Origin of the sequence: Brenneria alni (assembly GCF_003666245.1) — a bacterium.
Lineage (GTDB): Bacteria > Pseudomonadota > Gammaproteobacteria > Enterobacterales > Enterobacteriaceae > Brenneria > Brenneria alni.
Genome location: NZ_MJLZ01000018.1, coordinates 38,557 through 57,620 on the forward strand (window position 1 = coordinate 38,557; position 19,064 = coordinate 57,620).

Below are 19,064 nucleotides of genomic sequence, written 5' to 3' on the forward strand. Positions count from 1 at the left end.
AACAAGCCAAGCCGGGAAACAACCGTTAGTTTCATTAAAAAATAAAAACGGGATGAGATAGCGATCTCATCCCGCAAATTTCATCTGTTCGCCGTGGTTCACACGGCAAATCGCTGCGCTTTAGCTGTTACTCGTCACTGACCTTTTTCAATGCAGAAGCTATCGATTCGGCCTGCGTGCCAACCACAATCTGGACATTCTGCTTATTCAGCCGGATTACCCCCGCAGCGCCTAATCGCTTGGCCAAATCTTCATCAATCAGGCCGGAATCTGCCACACTCAAACGCAGCCGGGTGATACAGGAGTCAATACCTACCAGATTGTCTTTACCGCCGATGGCCCGCAAATATCCACGGGCCAGCGTGGTGACATCGCCGGATGCCGATGTAGCCGTCGCGCTATTCACATCATAACCATCCGCTTCACTGCCGCTGACCAACAGTTCGCGTCCCGGAGTAAACAAATTGAAACGAGTAATGGTGAAGCGGAATACCAGATAGTAAATGAAGAAGAATGCCAAACCTTGCGGTATCAACATATACCACTGTGTTGCCAGCGGGTTACGGGATGACAGCATCATATCCACCAACCCCGCACTGAAACCGAAACCCGCAATCCACTGCATACTGGCCGCAATAAACACCGAGATCCCGGTGAGGGCCGCATGAAGAACATATAGCACTGGCGCCACAAACATAAAGGAGAACTCCAGAGGTTCCGTGATACCGGTAAAGAAGGAAGCAAATGCTGCGGCAAGCATAATCCCCGCCACCTTGCTTTTATTCTCAGGGCGCGAACAGTGATAAATGGCTAACGCCGCCCCCGGCAAACCGAACATCATAATCGGGAAGAAACCGGCCTGATAGCGCCCGGTAATACCGACAACAGCTTTGCCAGCCTCAATAGACTGCCGACCGGCCAGGAAATTAGGAATATCGTTAATACCCGCGACATCAAACCAGAACACCGAGTTCAGGGCGTGATGCAAACCGACAGGGATCAACAGGCGGTTAAAGAACGCATAAACACCAGCGCCGATCGATCCTAACTGCTGAATATGTTCACCAAAAGAGACCAGCCCGTTATAAATCATCGGCCATACATACATCAAAATGAACGCAACCAGAATCATCAGGAACGAGGTAAGAATGGGAACCAGTCGGCGTCCGCTAAAGAATGACAGCGCTTTCGGCAACTCAACCTGACTAAAACGGTTATACAACTCTGCTGAAATTACCCCGACTAAAATACCGATGAACTGGTTTTCAATCTTACCAAACGCCGCTGGCACCTGATCCAGCGGGATTTTCTGAATCATAGCAACCGCCGCTGGCGAACAGAGCGTGGTCAGAACCAGGTAGCCAACAAATCCGGTTAACGCCGCGGCGCCGTCTTTATCTTTCGACATACCATAAGCAACCCCCACGGCAAACAGGACGGCCATATGCTCGATAATGGCAGCGCCGGATTTAATAAACAGCGCCGCCAATGCATTTTCACTTCCCCAACCAACAGGATCAATCCAGTAGCCGACCCCCATCAGGATCGCAGCAGCAGGCAGCGTGGCGACGGGCACCATCAACGCCCGACCTATTTTTTGTAAATAGCTAAGAATACTCACCTTTTCCTCTCTTCCCCTGTGGGACAAAAAACTGCCAGTTAGACTCGCTCACTACCGGATAAAACCACTAACAGGTGGTTTTGGCATAGATGTAAGAAAAATATTTCGCTACGCAAATTAAACCCAGTCATTATGTGATAATCATCACTAGAAAAGCACATGCAAAATCTTTATACCTGAATAAAACGCCAACTTATTTTAAGTTAAAAAAAAACGAGCTACACTAACACCTGGTTTTATCTCAACGCCGAAACGCACCAATAACGCGATTCTGTCTGATACTTTTTTTATCGCTATCGAACGATCAGGAGACCACTGATGAGACTCATCCCTCTAACCACCCCGGCTGAAGTCGGCAAATGGGCCGCACATTATATCGTCCAGCGAATTAACGACTTTAACCCCAGCAGAAGCCGCCCGTTTATTCTGGGCCTGCCCACCGGCAGTTCACCGCTGGAAGCCTACAAAGCGCTGGTAGATATGCATCAAGCCGGGCAGGTAAGTTTTAAGCACGTTGTGACATTCAATATGGATGAATATGTTGGTCTGCCCGGCGATCACCCCGAAAGCTACCGTAGCTTTATGCATCAGAATTTTTTTAATCACGTTGATATTCCGCCGGAAAACATTAACCTGCTGAACGGTAATGCGCAGGACATTGCAGAAGAATGTCGCCGTTACGAAGAGAAAATCAAGTCTTACGGTAAGATCCACCTGTTCATGGGTGGCGTAGGAAATGACGGACACATTGCCTTCAATGAACCCGCCTCTTCTTTAGCTTCCCGGACTCGTATCAAAACCCTGACGGAAGAGACTCGCCTCGCCAACTCCCGTTTCTTTGGTGGCGACGTCAATCTGGTGCCGAAATTTGCCCTTACGGTTGGCGTTGGTACTCTGCTTGATGCCGAAGAAGTGATGATTCTGGTCACCGGACGCAACAAAGCACAGGCATTACAGGCTGCGGTAGAAGGAAATGTAAACCATATGTGGACCATCAGTTGTCTGCAACTCCATGCTAAAGCAGTAATGGTATGCGACGAGCCTTCTACGATGGAACTTAAAGTCAAAACCGTTAAATATTTCCGTGAGTTAGAAACGGAAAATATGAAAAATCTTTAATCTGTATCCAATGGATTTCAAGGTGCGGGAAGCCAATATGCCTGCAACACGAAAGATAGATGGGTATAGCAAGGAGTTGATGATGTACGCCTTAACAAATGGCCGGATCTACACCGGCCACCAGGTGCTTGATAATCATGCCGTTGTGATTGCCAATGGTCTGATAGATAACGTTTGCCCCGTTGGCGAGCTGCCCGAAGGGATGGAAAAACATGATATTGGCGGCGCGCTGCTCGCGCCCGGATTTATTGATCTACAGTTAAACGGCTGCGGCGGCGTGCAGTTCAATGACTCGCTGGAAGCCATCTCGGTTCAAACGCTGGAAACCATGCATATGACCAACCTGAAATCCGGCTGCACCAGTTTTTTACCGACACTTATCACTTCCAACGATGAATTTATGAGGCATAGTGTGAATGTTATGCGTGCCTATCTGGCACAGAACAAACATCAGGCTCTGGGTCTGCACCTCGAAGGCCCCTGGTTGAACGTGATCAAAAAAGGAACGCATAATGCGGCCTTGATTCGTCAACCGACGCAGGAATTAGTAGATTTTCTGTGTAAAAATGCTGATGTCATCATCAAAGTCACGCTTGCCCCGGAGAAAGTAACGTCAGCGATAATCCATCAGCTAACCGAAGCGGGCATCGTAGTTTCCGCTGGTCACTCCAACGCCACCTGGGAACAGGCCAAACAAGGCTTTGCCTCCGGTATTCGCTTTGCTACCCACCTGTTTAATGCCATGCCTTATCTGACAGGCCGCGAACCCGGTCTGGTCGGCGCCATTTATGATGCACCGGAAATCTATTGCGGCATAATTGCAGACGGCTTTCACGTTAACTGGGCCAACATCCGTAACAGTAAACGGATTAAAGGGGAAAAGCTGGTGCTGGTTACCGACGCCGTGGCACCGGCAGGATCGACGATTGAGCAGTTCATTTTTGCCGGTAAAACCATATACTATCGTGATGGTCTGTGCGTGGATGAAAACGGTGTCCTCAGCGGTTCGGCCCTCACAATGATGGAAGCGGTACGCAACTGTGTGGAACAGGCGGGGATCCCGCTGGATGAAGCGCTTAGGATGGCAACGCTTTATCCGGCACGCGCCATCGGCACAGACAAGCTGCTAGGCAGCATTGAAAACGGGAAAGTGGCTAATTTGACCGTTTTTGACCGTAATTATCATATTCTCAAAACGTTTGTTAACGGCAACGATGTGTTAACGGTGACAACTCATTGACTACATGCGAGTAACTTTTTCATGAGCATAGGCGGACAAGCGCTGATAGGGAATGTTGATCTGGTTAAACAACTAAACAGTGCGGTGGTGTACCGCCTTATTGATCGACAAGGCCCTATTTCACGGATACAGATTGCAGAACAGAGCCAGCTTGCCCCCGCCAGTGTCACTAAAATCACCCGTCAGTTGCTGGAGCGCGGGTTAATTAAAGAGGTTGACCAACAGGCTTCAACCGGCGGCAGGCGCGCCATTTCCATTGTTACCGAAACGCGCTCGTTTCATACCATTGCCGTGCGCCTCGGGCGTCATGATGCCACTATTGCGCTCTACGATTTGCAGGGCAAATCCTTAGGGGAAGAACACTACAACCTGCCGGAAAAAACGCAGGAAACGCTGGAAACCGCGCTGTTTAAAGCCATCGGCCACTTTGTTGATAACTATCAACACCGTATCCGCGAATTGATAGCCATTTCCGTGGTACTGCCAGGTCTGGTCGACCCGCTGGCCGGTATTGTCCGTTACATGCCGCATATCCATGTCAACAACTGGCCGCTGGTCGACAATATTCAGCGCCATTTCCTTGTGACCAGCTTTGTCGGCCATGATATTCGCAGCCTGGCGCTGGCCGAACATTACTTTGGCGTAACGCACGACTCGCCGGATTCGATCCTGGTGCGTGTCCATCGAGGTACGGGCGCGGGTATTCTGGTTAACGGGCAAATATTTCTCGGCAATAATGGCAACGTTGGGGAGATCGGCCATATTCAGATTGATGCGCTGGGGGAGAGATGTCACTGCGGCAATTTTGGCTGTCTGGAAACGGTCGTCGCTAATGCGGCTATCGAACAACGGGTGCAACATTTATTACAGCAAGGCTACCCAAGTAAGCTAGCAGCAGACAACTGTACTATTTCAACGATCTGCAAAGCCGCCAACCGGGGCGATATACTGGCGCGAGAAGTCATTGAACATGCAGGACAATATTTGGGTAAAGCCCTATCTATCGCCATCAACCTGTTCAATCCGCAAAAAGTCGTGATTGCCGGTGAAATTACCGAGGCCGAAAAAATCTTGCTGCCAGCCATTCAACGCTGTATTAATGCGCAGGTACTGAAAGATTTCCGTCATAACCTGCCCGTTGAAGTGTCCAGTCTGAACCACCTCTCTGCGATTGGCGCCTTTGCGCTGGTAAAACGAGCGATGCTAAACGGTGTTTTATTGCAACATTTGCTGGAAAATCACTGATTGCCGGATTCCCCCCTCAATGCCGAGGTATGGGATCGCTAAAAACCCAGCGATTCTGCCAGGGCAAATTATCGATTATTCATCAAAGCGCCATATAAATTATTCAAATAGCATCAACATAGCTTTTTTCATTAGATGATATTGAATTCTTATGGCATTTTGATGCTAAATCAATGTCACTGACACGGCATCTGTAATCATGATGCGGGTACAACGGAATACGACATTGGTATTCGTACGTTGCATCGGGTTAATCTGAAACAATTCGTCGCTTGGTCGTACAAGTGAACTGAGGGAGTTATCTATGTGTTCTATTTTCGGTGTGCTCGATCTTAAAACCGATCCTGTTGAACTGCGTAAGAAAGCGCTGGAATTATCACGCTTAATGCGTCACCGCGGGCCTGACTGGTCCGGCGTTTACGCCAGTGATAAAGCGATTCTGGCCCATGAACGCCTGTCCATCGTTGACGTGAACACCGGTGCTCAACCATTGTACAACGTTGAGCGTACCCACGTTCTGGCTGTTAACGGTGAAATTTATAACCATCAGGCGTTGCGTCAGCAATATGGCGACCGTTACACGTTCCAGACTGGCTCCGATTGCGAAGTTATCCTGGCGCTGTATCAGGAAAAAGGCCCGGAATTTCTGGACGACCTGCAAGGTATGTTTGCCTTCGCACTCTACGACAGTGAAAAAGATGCTTATCTGATCGGTCGCGATCACCTGGGCATCATCCCGTTGTACATGGGCTACGATGAGTTCGGTAACTTCTATGTGGCTTCAGAAATGAAATCGCTGGTTCCCGTGTGCCGTACGATTAAAGAGTTCCCTGCTGGCAGCTATCTGTGGAGCAAGGACGGAGAAATCCGCGAATACTATCATCGTGACTGGTTCGATTATGAAAATGTAAAAGATAACGAAACCGATGCCAGCGCCCTGCGTGACGCGCTGGAAGAATCGGTAAAAAGCCACCTGATGTCCGATGTGCCTTACGGTGTTCTGCTCTCTGGCGGCCTGGACTCCTCTGTTATCTCCGCCATTACTAAAAAATATGCCGCTCGCCGCGTTGAAGACGACGAGCGTAGTGAAGCCTGGTGGCCGCAACTGCACTCCTTTGCCGTTGGCCTGGAAGGCGCGCCCGATTTAAAAGCGGCGCAGGAAGTTGCCGATCATCTGGGCACCGTCCACCACGAAATCCATTTCACGGTACAGGAAGGATTGGATGCGATTCGTGATGTGATTTATCACATTGAAACCTATGATGTTACCACTATTCGCGCGTCTACGCCGATGTACCTGATGTCCCGTAAAATCAAAGCAATGGGCATTAAAATGGTTCTGTCTGGTGAAGGTTCTGACGAAGTGTTTGGTGGATATTTGTATTTCCACAAAGCGCCAAACGCCAAAGAGCTGCACGAAGAAACTGTGCGCAAATTACTGGCGCTGCACCAGTATGACTGCGCCCGTGCCAACAAGGCCATGTCAGCCTGGGGCGTGGAAGCTCGTGTGCCGTTCCTGGATAAAAAATTCCTTGATGTGGCAATGCGTATCAACCCTCGCGACAAAATGTGCGGCAACGGTAAAATGGAAAAACACATTCTGCGCGAATGCTTTGAATCATACTTACCGCACAGCGTCGCATGGCGTCAGAAAGAGCAATTCTCTGACGGTGTCGGCTATAGCTGGATCGATACACTGAAAGAAGTTGCCGCTCAACAGGTTAGCGACCAACAGTTGGAAACCGCGCATTTCCGTTTCCCGTACAACACGCCTACCTCCAAAGAAGGCTATCTGTACCGTGAAATCTTCGAAGAGCTATTCCCGGTTCCCAGCGCCGCAGAATGTGTGCCGGGCGGCCCATCTGTCGCCTGTTCTTCGGCTAAAGCCATTGAATGGGATGAATCCTTCAAAAAGATGGATGATCCATCTGGCCGTGCGGTTGGCGTGCACCAGTCTGCATACTGATCACTGGTTTTGTTTTTCTCACGACAACGGGCCGCGCAGGCCCGTTTTTCTGTTTGATTTATCAGGAAAGCCTGCTTTTTGGCGCTTTTCTCACCAGACTGTTCACAACCCAAACAAACGGCTCTTTGTATGCGCTTTTCGGGAAAAAATTTGTTGACGCAATTAGACCAACTACGCATAATGCGCCCCGCAACGCCGATGAAGGTGACGCGGAAAAGATGGCTACGTAGCTCAGCTGGTTAGAGCACAGCACTCATAATGCTGGGGTCACAGGTTCGATTCCCGTCGTAGCCACCATCTTTTGCGGGAGTGGCGAAATTGGTAGACGCACCAGATTTAGGTTCTGGCGCCGCAAGGTGTGCGAGTTCAAGTCTCGCCTCCCGCACCATTACTTTCACGGTTTGAAATGGCTTCTCGAAGCTGTTAGTCGTTTTATAGCATTTTGGGGTATCGCCAAGCGGTAAGGCACTGGTTTTTGATACCAGCATTCCCAGGTTCGAATCCTGGTACCCCAGCCATACTTTAAACAGCAATACTGAAAAGTTTTTGCCCTGTTGGGGTATCGCCAAGCGGTAAGGCACTGGTTTTTGATACCAGCATTCCCTGGTTCGAATCCAGGTACCCCAGCCATATGTTTGATAATTAAAGATTTTTGTTGTAATATAACAAAAAATGGTAGTACGATTCGGCTACGTAGCTCAGCTGGTTAGAGCACAGCACTCATAATGCTGGGGTCACAGGTTCGATTCCCGTCGTAGCCACCACATTTTTGGGGTATCGCCAAGCGGTAAGGCACCGGATTCTGATTCCGGCATTCCGAGGTTCGAATCCTCGTACCCCAGCCAAATAAAGCTGATAAAACAGCAAGTTATGGGGCGATAGTCGCAAGACGTCGCCCCGTTTTCTTATGTGTGGCGACAAAGACTACTCAATTAAACACCGATGGCGTATTTCAAGGCCTGTAGTTTAAGCTTTCCAGCACGTTGTGCGGCCATCAAAGCCAGATTGCGAGCAAGGCTCAATGGCGGTAAAGAATTGCTGAAGGCGTTATAGAATAAATCCATTCCGCTTTGCATCAGCAGGTTATCAGGCATACGGCGGCACTGGTAGCGGCGTAATACCCGCTCTGAATACCACTCCTCGCCCGCATCGCGGGCGCGCATTAAAACGTCAAGCAACGCATCCACGTCCCGATAGCCCAGATTAACGCCCTGTCCCGCCAGCGGATTGATGGTATGTGCGGCATCACCCAGTAATGCCAGCCCCTGTTGAACATACTGGTGCGCGTGGCGGCGCACCAGCGGAAACGAACCGGCAGACAGCGATTTAACCGCCCCCAGGCGCTCAGGGAAAGTCGCAGCAATCTCTTTATCCAGCTGTGTTAGCGGCATAGTCTGAAGCTGGCGGATCCTCTGGGGGCGGTCATACCATACCAGCGATCCCCAGCAGTCAAACAGCGGTAAAAACGCACGCGGGCCGGCTGGCGTAAAATGTTGCCAGGTAACATCCTGCTGCGGCGATGACATCTCAACACTTATCAACATGCAGGACTGACGGTACTGCCAGCCGCTGATACCAATCCCTGCCATTTGCCGTACCTGAGAATTGGCCCCGTCCGCACCTATCACCAGCTTCGCCGTCAGGACTTGCCCATCATCAAGCTGAAGAAGCCAGCCCTCTTTCGTCCGTTGCAGACTTTTCAGGTTGCCCGGGCAATAACACTGGCAAGTGTCCACATCACTCAGGCATTCCCACAGCGCCAATTGCAATACCCGGTTTTCCACCATAAAACCCAGTTCAGGCAAATGGATATCCGCCGCATTAAACACCACACGGGCATTCTCCCATTCCCACGTTTCCAGGCGGCGATAAGGCGCACTCCGCATCTGCTGAACCCGTTGCCAGGCCCCCAATTGCTTTAACAGCGCAACGGATGCATACCCAATTGCCGATATACGCAGGTCTGGCAAGCTGGCAATATCAAACGGCACCGGCCGTTCATGCTCAATAACGGCCACCCGAAACCCATTCCGGGCCAGTCCCAATGCGGCGGCAGCGCCCACCATTCCGCCCCCGACAACAATCGCATCATGATGCATACTGGTTTCATCCCTAATCTGTCTATGCCCGTCATACTTCAAGTTGCATGTGTGTTGGCTGCGCTCAGTCACCCAAATCACTTACCTGAGTAAGCTCATCGGGACTCCTTCCCTTGCCGTCTTCCTGCAACTCGAATTATTTAGGGTCTATGCTTAATAACAGCAAAAGATACATAAAAGCAGTGTACTGGATTTCAGATGACTTTTTCAGAAAAGCGAATGCTTTATCGATCCGTCGTTTTTTTACAAAAACGAAAATTTTCGGACTCTGGTCACAACGACGGCAAAAGATTACAATACGCGCCCCGAATAAAGGGAAAGCTTTCTTACCCGCACTGAGTAATGGCAAGTCGATGACAAAAAAACTGCATATTAAAACCTGGGGCTGTCAGATGAACGAGTACGACTCATCCAAGATGGCTGACTTACTGGGAAGTACGCACGGTTATGAACTAACCGAGGTCGCGGAAGAGGCCGATGTTCTGCTGCTGAATACCTGTTCTATCCGTGAAAAGGCGCAGGAAAAGGTCTTCCATCAACTTGGCCGCTGGAAAGCGCTGAAGGATATCAACCCAAATCTGATTATCGGTGTTGGCGGCTGTGTGGCTTCACAGGAAGGGGCGCACATCCGTGAACGTGCGCACTATGTTGATGTCATTTTTGGCCCTCAGACATTACACCGCCTGCCGGAAATGATTAATCACGTACAAGGGACCCGCAGTCCGATCGTGGATATCAGCTTCCCGGAAATTGAGAAGTTTGACCGTCTGCCGGAGCCAAAAGCGGAAGGGCCGACGGCATTTGTCTCCATTATGGAAGGCTGTAATAAATACTGTACCTTTTGCGTCGTGCCCTATACGCGCGGCGAAGAAGTCAGCCGCCCGTGCGATGATGTGTTGTTTGAAATTGCGCAACTGGCGGAACAAGGCGTACGTGAAGTGAACCTGCTGGGGCAGAACGTTAACGCCTACCGTGGCGCGACTTACAACGGTGAAATCTGCTCATTCGCGGAACTGCTGCGTCTGGTGGCGGCGATTGACGGCATCGATCGTATTCGTTTCACCACCAGTCATCCGATTGAATTTACCGACGACATCATCAGCGTTTATGAAGACACGCCGGAACTGGTGAGCTTCCTGCATTTGCCGGTACAAAGCGGGTCTGACCGTGTGCTGACCATGATGAAACGCCGTCATACCGCACTCGAATACAAGTCGATTATCCGCAAGCTGCATAATGCGCGACCAGGAATTCAGGTCAGCTCAGACTTTATTATCGGTTTTCCCGGTGAAACCCAGGCTGACTTTGAACAAACCATGAAGTTGATTGCCGATGTGAATTTCGATATGAGTTTCAGCTTCATTTATTCTGCGCGACCGGGAACGCCAGCGGCGGACATGGTCGACGACGTACCGGAAGAAGAGAAAAAACAGCGTCTTTACATCCTGCAAGAGCGTATCAGCCAACAGGCAATGCAGTTCAGCCGCCGTATGCAGGGAACCATTCAGCGTATTCTGGTGGAAGGCACATCGCGTAAGAGCGTGATGGAGCTGTCCGGACGCACGGAGAACAACCGTGTGGTTAACTTTGAAGGATCGCCCGATATGATTGGTAAATTTGTCGATGTGGAAATCGTTGACGTTTACCCTAATTCATTACGCGGTATCGTCGTGCGAACCGAAGATCAAATGGATTTACGCGTTCATGAATCTCCTTCCGCCGTTATTGCCCGTACCCGTAAAGAGAACGAAATCGGCGTGGGTATCTACCAGCCTTAACTGTCGTCAGAACAGGCAACATCTTCATTGTGGGTGGCATTGCCGCCCATTTTTTATGGCGGGCTATCCCTGTCCCCCCCTGAGAGCCGTTACTTCATAATGTTAAAAAACGCTCCCGGCCCTGTTGTTGCAATTGGTTTTGCGAAGCGGCATCCCAATATAGATATTGCTACTTGCACCATTTGGCATTAGCGATAAATAATTCATAAATCTGGTGCAGCGAAAACTGCGCAATCTGATACAGGCCTGCACTCGGCCTGTGCGATAAAGCCCAACGAGGAATAATTTGAACGTAACGACAAAAGAGATTGCCCTTGACCCTGCGGATAATCAACGCCTGCTCAACCTCTGCGGCCCGTTTGATGACAACATTAAACTGATGGAGCGCCGTTTAGGTATCGAAATTAGTCGGCGGGATAATAAATTCAAGCTGGTAGGCAAAGCGCTCTGTGTTGAGGCCGCCGCTGATATTCTGCAACGTCTGTATGTCGATACCGCACCTGTACGTGGCGCCATTGGCGATATTGAACCCGAGCAAATTCACCTCGCGATTAAAGAATCTCGCGTGTTGGAACAATCCGCCGAAAGTATTCCTGATTACGGTAAGGCCATTAATATCCGAACCAAGCGTGGCGTGATTAAACCGCGCACCCCCAATCAGGCGCAGTATATTGCCAACGTGCTCGACCACGACATCACCTTTGGCGTGGGCCCTGCGGGGACAGGGAAAACCTATCTGGCCGTGGCGGCTGCCGTTGATGCCCTGGAGCGTCAGGAGATCCGCCGTATTCTGCTGACCCGCCCGGCGGTTGAAGCCGGTGAAAAGCTGGGGTTTCTGCCCGGTGACCTGAGCCAGAAAGTCGATCCTTATCTGCGTCCGTTGTATGACGCGCTGTTTGAAATGCTGGGGTTTGAGAAAGTCGAAAAGCTGATCGAACGCAATGTGATCGAGGTGGCGCCTTTAGCCTACATGCGTGGTCGTACCTTGAACGATGCGTTTATCATTCTGGATGAAAGTCAGAACACCAGCATCGAACAGATGAAAATGTTCCTGACCCGTATCGGCTTTAATTCCAAAGCAGTGATTACCGGTGACGTGACGCAGATTGACCTGCCACGCAACCAGAAATCCGGTCTGCGCCATGCTATTGAAGTGCTGGCTAATGTCGAGGAGATCAGCTTTAACTTTTTTAATAGCGAAGATGTCGTGCGCCACCCGGTTGTGGCCCGAATCGTCAACGCCTACGAAGCCTGGGAGCTTGCCGACCAAAAACGCAAAGACGCCCTGACTGAACAGCGTAAACGTGAAGCGCAGTCGACTTCGGAGCAGGAACATAAATGAGTCAGGTCATTCTTGATTTACAGATCGCCTGCGAACAGGCACAGGGATTGCCTGATGAAAAGGATTTTCAACGCTGGCTGGAAGGAGTTCTGCCCCAGTTTCAGGACGTTTCAGAGGTGACAATCCGCATCGTTGACGAGGCGGAAAGTCACCACCTGAATCACACCTACCGGGGTAAGGATAAACCGACCAATGTGCTCTCCTTCCCGTTTGAAGCACCGCCGGAAGTAGAGCTGCCTCTGCTGGGCGATTTGATCATCTGCCGACAGGTGGTTGAACGGGAAGCGGCGGAACAGGAAAAGACGCTGGAGGAGCATTGGGCACATATGGTTGTGCATGGTAGCCTGCATCTGCTAGGTTATGACCATATCGAAGACAGCGAAGCCGAAGAGATGGAAGCGCTGGAAACGGAGATTATGCAAAACATGGGGTATGCCGATCCCTATCTTGCAGAGAAAGATGGCCTTGCCGACTAAATAACCCGATTTGTTTTATCCAGTTTTATATTACGTCAGTCAGGCTGCATCGTTATTATTCCCAGCCTGTTGATAATGATCCATTAACATGAGTGATATTAATTAAAACGCCATGAGCGACGACCATTCTCAAAACAGCGACAGCCCCAGTCCCAAGAAGGGTTTCTTTTCCCTTATTCTCAATCAGCTTTTTCATGGTGAGCCCAAAGATCGTAATGATCTGCTGACGCTCATCCGTGATTCGGAACAGAACGATCTGATTGATCCGGAAACCCGCGATATGCTTGAAGGCGTGATGGATATCGCTGAACAGCGCGTGCGCGACATCATGATCCCGCGTTCACAAATGATTACCCTGAAACACAATCAGACGCTGGAAGAGTGCCTGGATGTCATCATCGAATCCGCCCACTCCCGCTTTCCGGTGATCAGCGAAGACAAAGATCATATTGAAGGGATCCTGATGGCCAAAGATCTGCTGCCGTTTATGCGCAGCGAGTCCGAGCCATTCAGCATGGACAAAGTGCTGCGCTCCGCAGTGGTGGTGCCGGAGAGCAAACGCGTTGACCGGATGCTCAATGAATTCCGCTCGCTACGCTATCACATGGCCATCGTGATTGACGAATTTGGCGGCGTCTCTGGGCTGGTGACCATTGAAGACATTCTAGAATTGATTGTGGGTGAAATTGAAGACGAATACGACGACGAAGAAGATCGTGATATTCGCCAGCTCAACCGTCAAACCTATACCGTCCGCGCCCTTACCGATATTGAAGATTTCAATGAAGCGTTTGGTACACAGTTCAGCGATGAAGAGGTGGATACCATCGGCGGCTTAATCATGCAGTCTTTCGGCCATCTACCTGCCCGCGGGGAAACCATTGAAATAGAAGGTTACCTGTTTAAAGTTGCTATGGCTGACAGCCGTCGTATCATTCAGGTACACGTCAGAATCCCTGACAATGCGCCTCAACCGCACCTGGAAGATTGAATTTAACATGCCTGTAGCCTCTTTACTGCAACGCCAGCAGGTTCGCATCTTGCTGGCGCTCTTGTTCGGCGCCTGCGGCACGCTGGCCTTCTCTCCATTTGACGTCTGGCTGGCTGCGTTGATCTCGTTAATGGGATTGCAAACGCTGACGCTGAACCGTACCGTACGCCAGTCAGCCGGGATTGGTTTCAGTTGGGGATTTGGCCTGTTCGGCAGCGGCGTCAACTGGGTGTACGTCAGCATCTCCCAGTTTGGCGGTATGCCCGGGCCGATCAATATCGCGCTTGTCATACTGCTGGCCGCCTATCTGGCACTCTATCCCTTACTCTTTTCCGCACTGATCTCACGTTTATGGCCGAAAACCACCTGGTGGCGGCTGGCAATCGCCGCCCCCGTGTTATGGCAGTTGACGGAATTCCTGCGCGGATGGGTGCTCACCGGCTTTCCGTGGCTACAGTTTGGCTACAGCCAGATTAACGGGCCGCTGAAAGGCATTGCGCCTATTCTTGGCGTCGATACCATTACCTTCATGCTGATAAGCATCAGTGGACTGTTGGTTTTCGCGTGGTATCAGCGCAGGATAGGGCCTGCGGTTATCGCCCTGGCGCTGCTCGCCTTGCCGTGGCCGTTACGTAATATCAAATGGTTCAATCTGCTGCCCGAACGCACGGTCAATGTTGCGCTGGTACAGGGGAATATCCCACAGGAAGTAAAGTGGAACCCGGATCAGCTACTGAGTACGCTGCGTATTTACCTCGATAACAGCCTGCCCTATATGGAAAAGGCGCCGATTATCATCTGGCCGGAATCCGCGGTTCCCGATGTCGAAAGCAATCAGGGGGCTTACCTCACTCAGATCGACGATTTACTGCGCAGCCACAATAGCAGTCTGGTCACTGGCATTGTTGATTCGCGCCACAATGGCACTCAGTTTGATTATTACAACAGTATTATTGTGCTCGGTGATAAAACGCCTTATCACTACCCGACCAGCAACCGCTACAACAAGCATCACCTGGTTCCATTTGGCGAATTCGTCCCCCTGGAGACACTGCTGCGCCCGCTGGCTCCGCTCTTTGATTTGCCGATGTCCTCTTTCAGCCGCGGCAATTACCGCCAACCTCAGCTAACAGTCAACGGCTATAAGCTGACGTCAGCCATCTGCTATGAAATTATTCTGGGCCAGCAGATGCGTGATAACTTCCGGGAAGACACGGATATGCTGTTAACCATCTCGAACGATGCCTGGTTCGGCCACTCTATCGGGCCGTGGCAGCACTTCCAGATGGCACGGATGCGTGCGCTGGAATTAGGCCGTCCTTTGGTTCGCGGCACCAACAATGGCGTTACTGCCGTGATTGCTCCCGACGGTGAAATCAGCGCCAGCTTGCCGCAATTTACTCGCGCAGTACTGGATACCCAGATAGTTCCCGCTTCCGGACTCACGCCCTATGCCCGTTTCGGCTCCTGGCCGCTATGGGTTATCAGCCTGCTGTTCGGCTTTATCGCCATTATATTCAGCTGGCGTCGCCGTTAATCCTCGTCTCTCCAACTAAAGGCATGTTAATGGATGCCTTTAGTTATATATGGCATGATCTTTGCCTGTTAAACATATTGTAAATGGTTGTCTCAATGTTTTTTATCGTTTCGCTTCGGTACAGCACAGCTTTAGGGCATATAGTGCACCGTTTTTGTGCGAAGTGATTTTATTGCCACCATATGGTGCGAGACGCTTTGTAAAAAATAAACATTTGCATATCAAATCATTTACAATAAGCTATTTTTAACAGCATATGTCGTTACTTCGCTCTTTCGCGGTGCATGATTTTCATGCCGCAGAAGCATCAGAGCGTTATCATTAATTTAGCGGCACAACTTTATAGAGCCACAATTACAGCGCCACAACTACAGCAAAGGAGTTAGAACATGCAAATGCGTAAACTGGCACTATCACTGCTTCTGCTTGGCACCACAGCCAGCCTGGCTGCCCAAGCCGAAGAGCTGACGGGTACGCTGAAAAAAGTAAAAGATAATGGCGTTATCGTTATCGGTCATCGTGAATCTTCCGTTCCTTTTTCTTACTACGATAACCAGCAAAAAGTTGTCGGCTACTCTCAGGCCTATGCGGATAAAATCGTAGACGCCATTAGGGAAAAATTGGATGCGCCTAACCTACAGGTTAAGCTGCTGCCCGTCACCTCTCAAAACCGTATTCCATTGTTACAGAATGGGACGTTCGATCTGGAATGCGGATCGACGACCAACAATCTGGAACGCCAGAAACAAGCCGCGTTCTCTAACACCATTTTCGTTGTCGGCACCCGCTTGTTAACCAAAAAAGATTCCGGCGTTAAAGACTTCCCGGATCTGGCTGGTAAAACGGTTGTTGTCACTTCCGGTACAACATCTGAAATTCTGCTGAACAAGCTGAACGAAGAAAAACAGATGAAAATGCGCATCATCAGCGCCAAAGACCACGGTGACTCTTTCCGCACGTTGGAAAGCGGTCGCGCAGTGGCCTTTATGATGGACGATGCCTTGCTGGCCGGTGAACGCGCTAAAGCCAAAAATGCAGATCAGTGGGATATCGTCGGCACCGCGCAATCAGAAGAAGCATACGGATGTATGCTGCGTAAAGACGATCCGCAGTTCAAGAAACTGGTTGATGACACCATTGCTGAAGTACAGACCTCTGGCGAAGCGGAGAAATGGTTTGATCGTTGGTTCAAACAACCCATCCCGCCAAAAGATCTCAATTTGAACTTTGCACTTTCCGACGAAATGAAAGCCCTGTTCAAAGCGCCAAATGATAAGGCCTTAAACTAATTAATAATGAAAAGAAGGGCAGATATCTCTCTGCCTTATGATTGCTGATTCGTGGCAGACAGACGGACATGTGGTGGTCGTTCCCCATCACATGTCGATCGCCGCTCATCAATCTTCGGGGTAGCTTCGCTACCCTTTTTTACCGGAGTTAGTTATGTCAATAGATTGGAACTGGGGCATATTCCTGCAAGCAGCCCCATTCGGCAATACCACCTATCTCGGATGGATATTGTCAGGCCTGCAAGTCACGGTCACATTGTCTATTTGTGCCTGGATTATCGCATTTTTGCTTGGATCCCTGTTTGGGATTTTACGTACCGTCCCCAATCGTTTCCTTTCGGGAATTGGTACTTGCTATGTTGAATTATTCCGTAACGTACCGCTGATCGTGCAATTCTTTACCTGGTATCTGGTGGTGCCGGAGTTGTTGCCCGTCGATATTGGTATGTGGTTTAAGGCCGAGCTCGATCCTAATATCCAGTTCTTTTTGTCTTCCATGATATGCCTGGGACTGTTTACCGCAGCTCGCGTATGCGAACAGGTTCGTGCGGGCATCCAGTCGCTGCCGCGTGGTCAACAGGCGGCAGGACTGGCAATGGGGCTGACGCTGCCGCAGACTTACCGCTACGTCTTATTACCCAATGCCTATCGCGTTGTTGTTCCGCCGTTAACATCCGAGATGCTCAACCTGGTCAAGAACTCCGCCATTGCATCAACGATTGGGCTGGTGGATATGGCGGCACAGGCTGGCAAGCTGCTGGATTACTCTGCACATGCGTATGAGTCTTTCACCGCCATTACGCTGGCCTATGTCGGGATTAATGCCATCATTATGCTGGTTATGCAGGTGGTAGAGCAGAAAACCCGTTTGCCGGGCAATGTGGGGAGCAAATAGATGTACGAATTTGACTGGAGCTCAATTGGGCCAAGCCTGCCCTACCTGTTGCAAGGCATGGCGGTCACGCTCAAAATCACCATTACCGCCGTGATTGTCGGTATTGTCTGGGGAACGATTCTGGCGGTCATGCGTCTCTCGCCGATAAAACCCATCAGTTGGTTCGCCAAGATATACGTTAACCTGTTCCGCTCTGTGCCATTAGTGATGGTGCTGTTGTGGTTCTATCTGGTTGTGCCGAGCTTATTACAAAATGTGCTTGGCCTTTCGCCGAAAACCGATATTCGATTAATTTCGGCTATGGTCGCTTTTTCATTATTTGAGGCAGCCTATTATTCCGAAATTATCCGCGCAGGCATACTCAGCGTATCACGTGGTCAGTCATCGGCGGCATTAGCGCTGGGAATGACGCACTGGCAATCCATGAAGCTGGTGATCCTGCCGCAGGCCTTCCGCGCCATGGTGCCTCTGCTTCTCACGCAAGGTATTGTTCTGTTTCAGGATACCTCGCTGGTTTACGTACTCAGCCTGGCTGATTTCTTCCGTACCGCCTCCACCATTGGTGAACGTGACGGAACACAAGTTGAAATGATCCTGTTTGCCGGATTTATCTATTTTATTATCAGCATTAGCGCATCAATGCTGGTCAGTTACCTGAAAAAAAGGACGGTTTGATGATTTTCCTGAAAAATATTTCTAAATGGTATGGTCAATTTCAGGTGCTAACCGACTGCTCCACAGAAGTCAAAAAAGGTGAGGTGGTCGTGGTTTGCGGGCCTTCCGGTTCCGGTAAGTCAACCTTGATCAAAACCGTTAACGGCCTGGAACCTATCCAGCAAGGCGAGATTGAAGTCAATGGCATCATCGTTAACGACAAAAAAACCAATCTGGCCCAGTTACGTTCAAAAGTCGGCATGGTATTCCAACATTTTGAGTTGTTTCCGCATCTGTCCATTATCGACAACCTGACGCTGGCGCAGGTAAAAGTGCTGAAACGGGATCGTGAAGAATCAAAGGTCAAAGCGAAAAAACTGCTGGAGCGCGTTGGGCTGGCGGTTCAGGCGAACAAATACCCCGGTCAATTGTCCGGCGGGCAGCAGCAGCGTGTCGCCATTGCCCGTGCGCTATGTATGGATCCCATCGCAATGCTGTTTGACGAACCCACTTCCGCACTCGATCCGGAAATGATCAACGAGGTGCTGGACGTCATGGTTGAACTGGCGCAGGAAGGGATGACCATGATGGTAGTAACGCACGAAATGGGTTTTGCCCGTAAAGTGGCCCACCGGGTTATTTTTATGGATGAAGGAAAAATTATTGAAGATACCCCGAAAGACGATTTCTTTAATAATCCACAATCTGATCGGGCGAAAGACTTTCTGGCGAAAATCCTGCACTGATCCCCGAAAAAAGCGTGCCACCCGGCACGCTTTCTGCTTTTACTGGCCTGGGTTTTTCACAAAACC

15 protein-coding genes and 6 tRNA genes are annotated in these 19,064 nt (G+C 50.2%); 19 read left to right on the forward strand and 2 right to left on the reverse strand.

Going from position 1 to position 19,064, the window contains the following annotated elements; translation table 11 throughout:
• Window positions 1-127: 127 nt before the first annotated feature.
• Window positions 128-1,621 carry an N-acetylglucosamine-specific PTS transporter subunit IIBC gene (gene nagE / locus BIY29_RS09850; protein ID WP_121574958.1) on the reverse strand — a complete coding sequence of 498 codons (1,494 nt, stop codon included), beginning with the start codon at window positions 1,619-1,621 and terminating at the stop codon, window positions 128-130.
• A 318-nt stretch (window positions 1,622-1,939) separates the two neighbouring features.
• Here nagE and nagB point away from each other — a divergent pair, with 318 nt between their 5' ends.
• The 10 genes from nagB to BIY29_RS09905 all read left to right on the forward strand — a co-directional run bounded on the left by nagB (window position 1,940) and on the right by BIY29_RS09905 (window position 8,036).
• On the forward strand, window positions 1,940-2,740 hold the full coding sequence (gene nagB / locus BIY29_RS09855) for a glucosamine-6-phosphate deaminase (RefSeq protein WP_121574959.1): 801 nt from the start codon (window positions 1,940-1,942) through the stop codon (window positions 2,738-2,740).
• Window positions 2,741-2,822: 82 nt separating this feature from the next.
• Window positions 2,823-3,980: an N-acetylglucosamine-6-phosphate deacetylase gene (gene nagA, locus BIY29_RS09860; protein ID WP_121574960.1), complete on the forward strand. Its 1,158-nt coding sequence runs from the start codon at window positions 2,823-2,825 to the stop codon at window positions 3,978-3,980.
• Window positions 3,981-4,001: 21 nt separating this feature from the next.
• Entirely contained in the window at window positions 4,002-5,225 is a 1,224-nt protein-coding gene (gene nagC, locus BIY29_RS09865; protein ID WP_121574961.1) for a DNA-binding transcriptional regulator NagC, read from the forward strand.
• A gap of 304 nt (window positions 5,226-5,529) precedes the next feature.
• Window positions 5,530-7,191 carry an asparagine synthase B gene (gene asnB, locus BIY29_RS09870; RefSeq protein WP_121574962.1) on the forward strand — a complete coding sequence of 554 codons (1,662 nt, stop codon included), beginning with the start codon at window positions 5,530-5,532 and terminating at the stop codon, window positions 7,189-7,191.
• A gap of 220 nt (window positions 7,192-7,411) precedes the next feature.
• Window positions 7,412-7,488 (forward strand) — tRNA-Met (locus BIY29_RS09880).
• A gap of 6 nt (window positions 7,489-7,494) precedes the next feature.
• Window positions 7,495-7,579 (forward strand) — tRNA-Leu (locus tag BIY29_RS09885).
• A 55-nt stretch (window positions 7,580-7,634) separates the two neighbouring features.
• Window positions 7,635-7,709, forward strand: a tRNA-Gln gene (locus BIY29_RS09890).
• A gap of 37 nt (window positions 7,710-7,746) precedes the next feature.
• A tRNA-Gln gene (locus BIY29_RS09895) sits at window positions 7,747-7,821 on the forward strand.
• 57 nt (window positions 7,822-7,878) lie between these two features.
• A tRNA-Met gene (locus BIY29_RS09900) sits at window positions 7,879-7,955 on the forward strand.
• A gap of 6 nt (window positions 7,956-7,961) precedes the next feature.
• Window positions 7,962-8,036, forward strand: a tRNA-Gln gene (locus BIY29_RS09905).
• Between the two features lie 87 nt (window positions 8,037-8,123).
• Here the strand turns inward: BIY29_RS09905 and ubiF are convergent.
• Complete coding sequence (ubiF, locus tag BIY29_RS09910; protein ID WP_121574964.1) at window positions 8,124-9,290, reverse strand: 3-demethoxyubiquinol 3-hydroxylase; 1,167 nt, start codon at window positions 9,288-9,290, stop codon at window positions 8,124-8,126.
• A gap of 353 nt (window positions 9,291-9,643) precedes the next feature.
• Here ubiF and miaB point away from each other — a divergent pair, with 353 nt between their 5' ends.
• The 9 genes from miaB (at window position 9,644) to BIY29_RS09955 (ending at window position 18,998) form a co-directional block, all read left to right on the forward strand.
• On the forward strand, window positions 9,644-11,068 hold the full coding sequence (miaB, locus tag BIY29_RS09915) for a tRNA (N6-isopentenyl adenosine(37)-C2)-methylthiotransferase MiaB (RefSeq protein WP_121574965.1): 1,425 nt from the start codon (window positions 9,644-9,646) through the stop codon (window positions 11,066-11,068).
• A gap of 286 nt (window positions 11,069-11,354) precedes the next feature.
• The gene (locus BIY29_RS09920; RefSeq protein ID WP_121574966.1) at window positions 11,355-12,410 is read left to right on the forward strand and encodes a PhoH family protein; all 1,056 of its coding nucleotides are present in this window, start codon (window positions 11,355-11,357) and stop codon (window positions 12,408-12,410) included.
• Window positions 12,407-12,886 (forward strand): rRNA maturation RNase YbeY, encoded by a 480-nt coding sequence (ybeY, locus tag BIY29_RS09925; protein WP_121574967.1) that lies wholly within the window; start codon window positions 12,407-12,409, stop codon window positions 12,884-12,886. Before BIY29_RS09920 ends, ybeY begins: the two co-directional genes overlap by 4 nt.
• 112 nt (window positions 12,887-12,998) lie before the next feature.
• The gene (gene corC / locus BIY29_RS09930) at window positions 12,999-13,877 is read left to right on the forward strand and encodes a CNNM family magnesium/cobalt transport protein CorC (RefSeq protein WP_121574968.1); all 879 of its coding nucleotides are present in this window, start codon (window positions 12,999-13,001) and stop codon (window positions 13,875-13,877) included.
• Window positions 13,878-13,884: 7 nt separating this feature from the next.
• Window positions 13,885-15,414, forward strand: a complete 1,530-nt coding sequence (gene lnt / locus BIY29_RS09935) for an apolipoprotein N-acyltransferase (protein ID WP_121574986.1) — start codon at window positions 13,885-13,887, stop codon at window positions 15,412-15,414.
• 389 nt (window positions 15,415-15,803) lie between these two features.
• Window positions 15,804-16,703, forward strand: a complete 900-nt coding sequence (locus BIY29_RS09940) for an amino acid ABC transporter substrate-binding protein (RefSeq protein WP_121574969.1) — start codon at window positions 15,804-15,806, stop codon at window positions 16,701-16,703.
• A gap of 154 nt (window positions 16,704-16,857) precedes the next feature.
• The gene (locus BIY29_RS09945) at window positions 16,858-17,598 is read left to right on the forward strand and encodes an amino acid ABC transporter permease (protein WP_121574970.1); all 741 of its coding nucleotides are present in this window, start codon (window positions 16,858-16,860) and stop codon (window positions 17,596-17,598) included.
• Window positions 17,599-18,273, forward strand: a complete 675-nt coding sequence (gene gltK, locus BIY29_RS09950; protein WP_121574971.1) for a glutamate/aspartate ABC transporter permease GltK — start codon at window positions 17,599-17,601, stop codon at window positions 18,271-18,273.
• Window positions 18,273-18,998: an amino acid ABC transporter ATP-binding protein gene (locus BIY29_RS09955; RefSeq protein ID WP_121574972.1), complete on the forward strand. Its 726-nt coding sequence runs from the start codon at window positions 18,273-18,275 to the stop codon at window positions 18,996-18,998. Before gltK ends, BIY29_RS09955 begins: the two co-directional genes overlap by 1 nt.
• The last annotated feature ends 66 nt before the right edge of the window (window positions 18,999-19,064 follow it).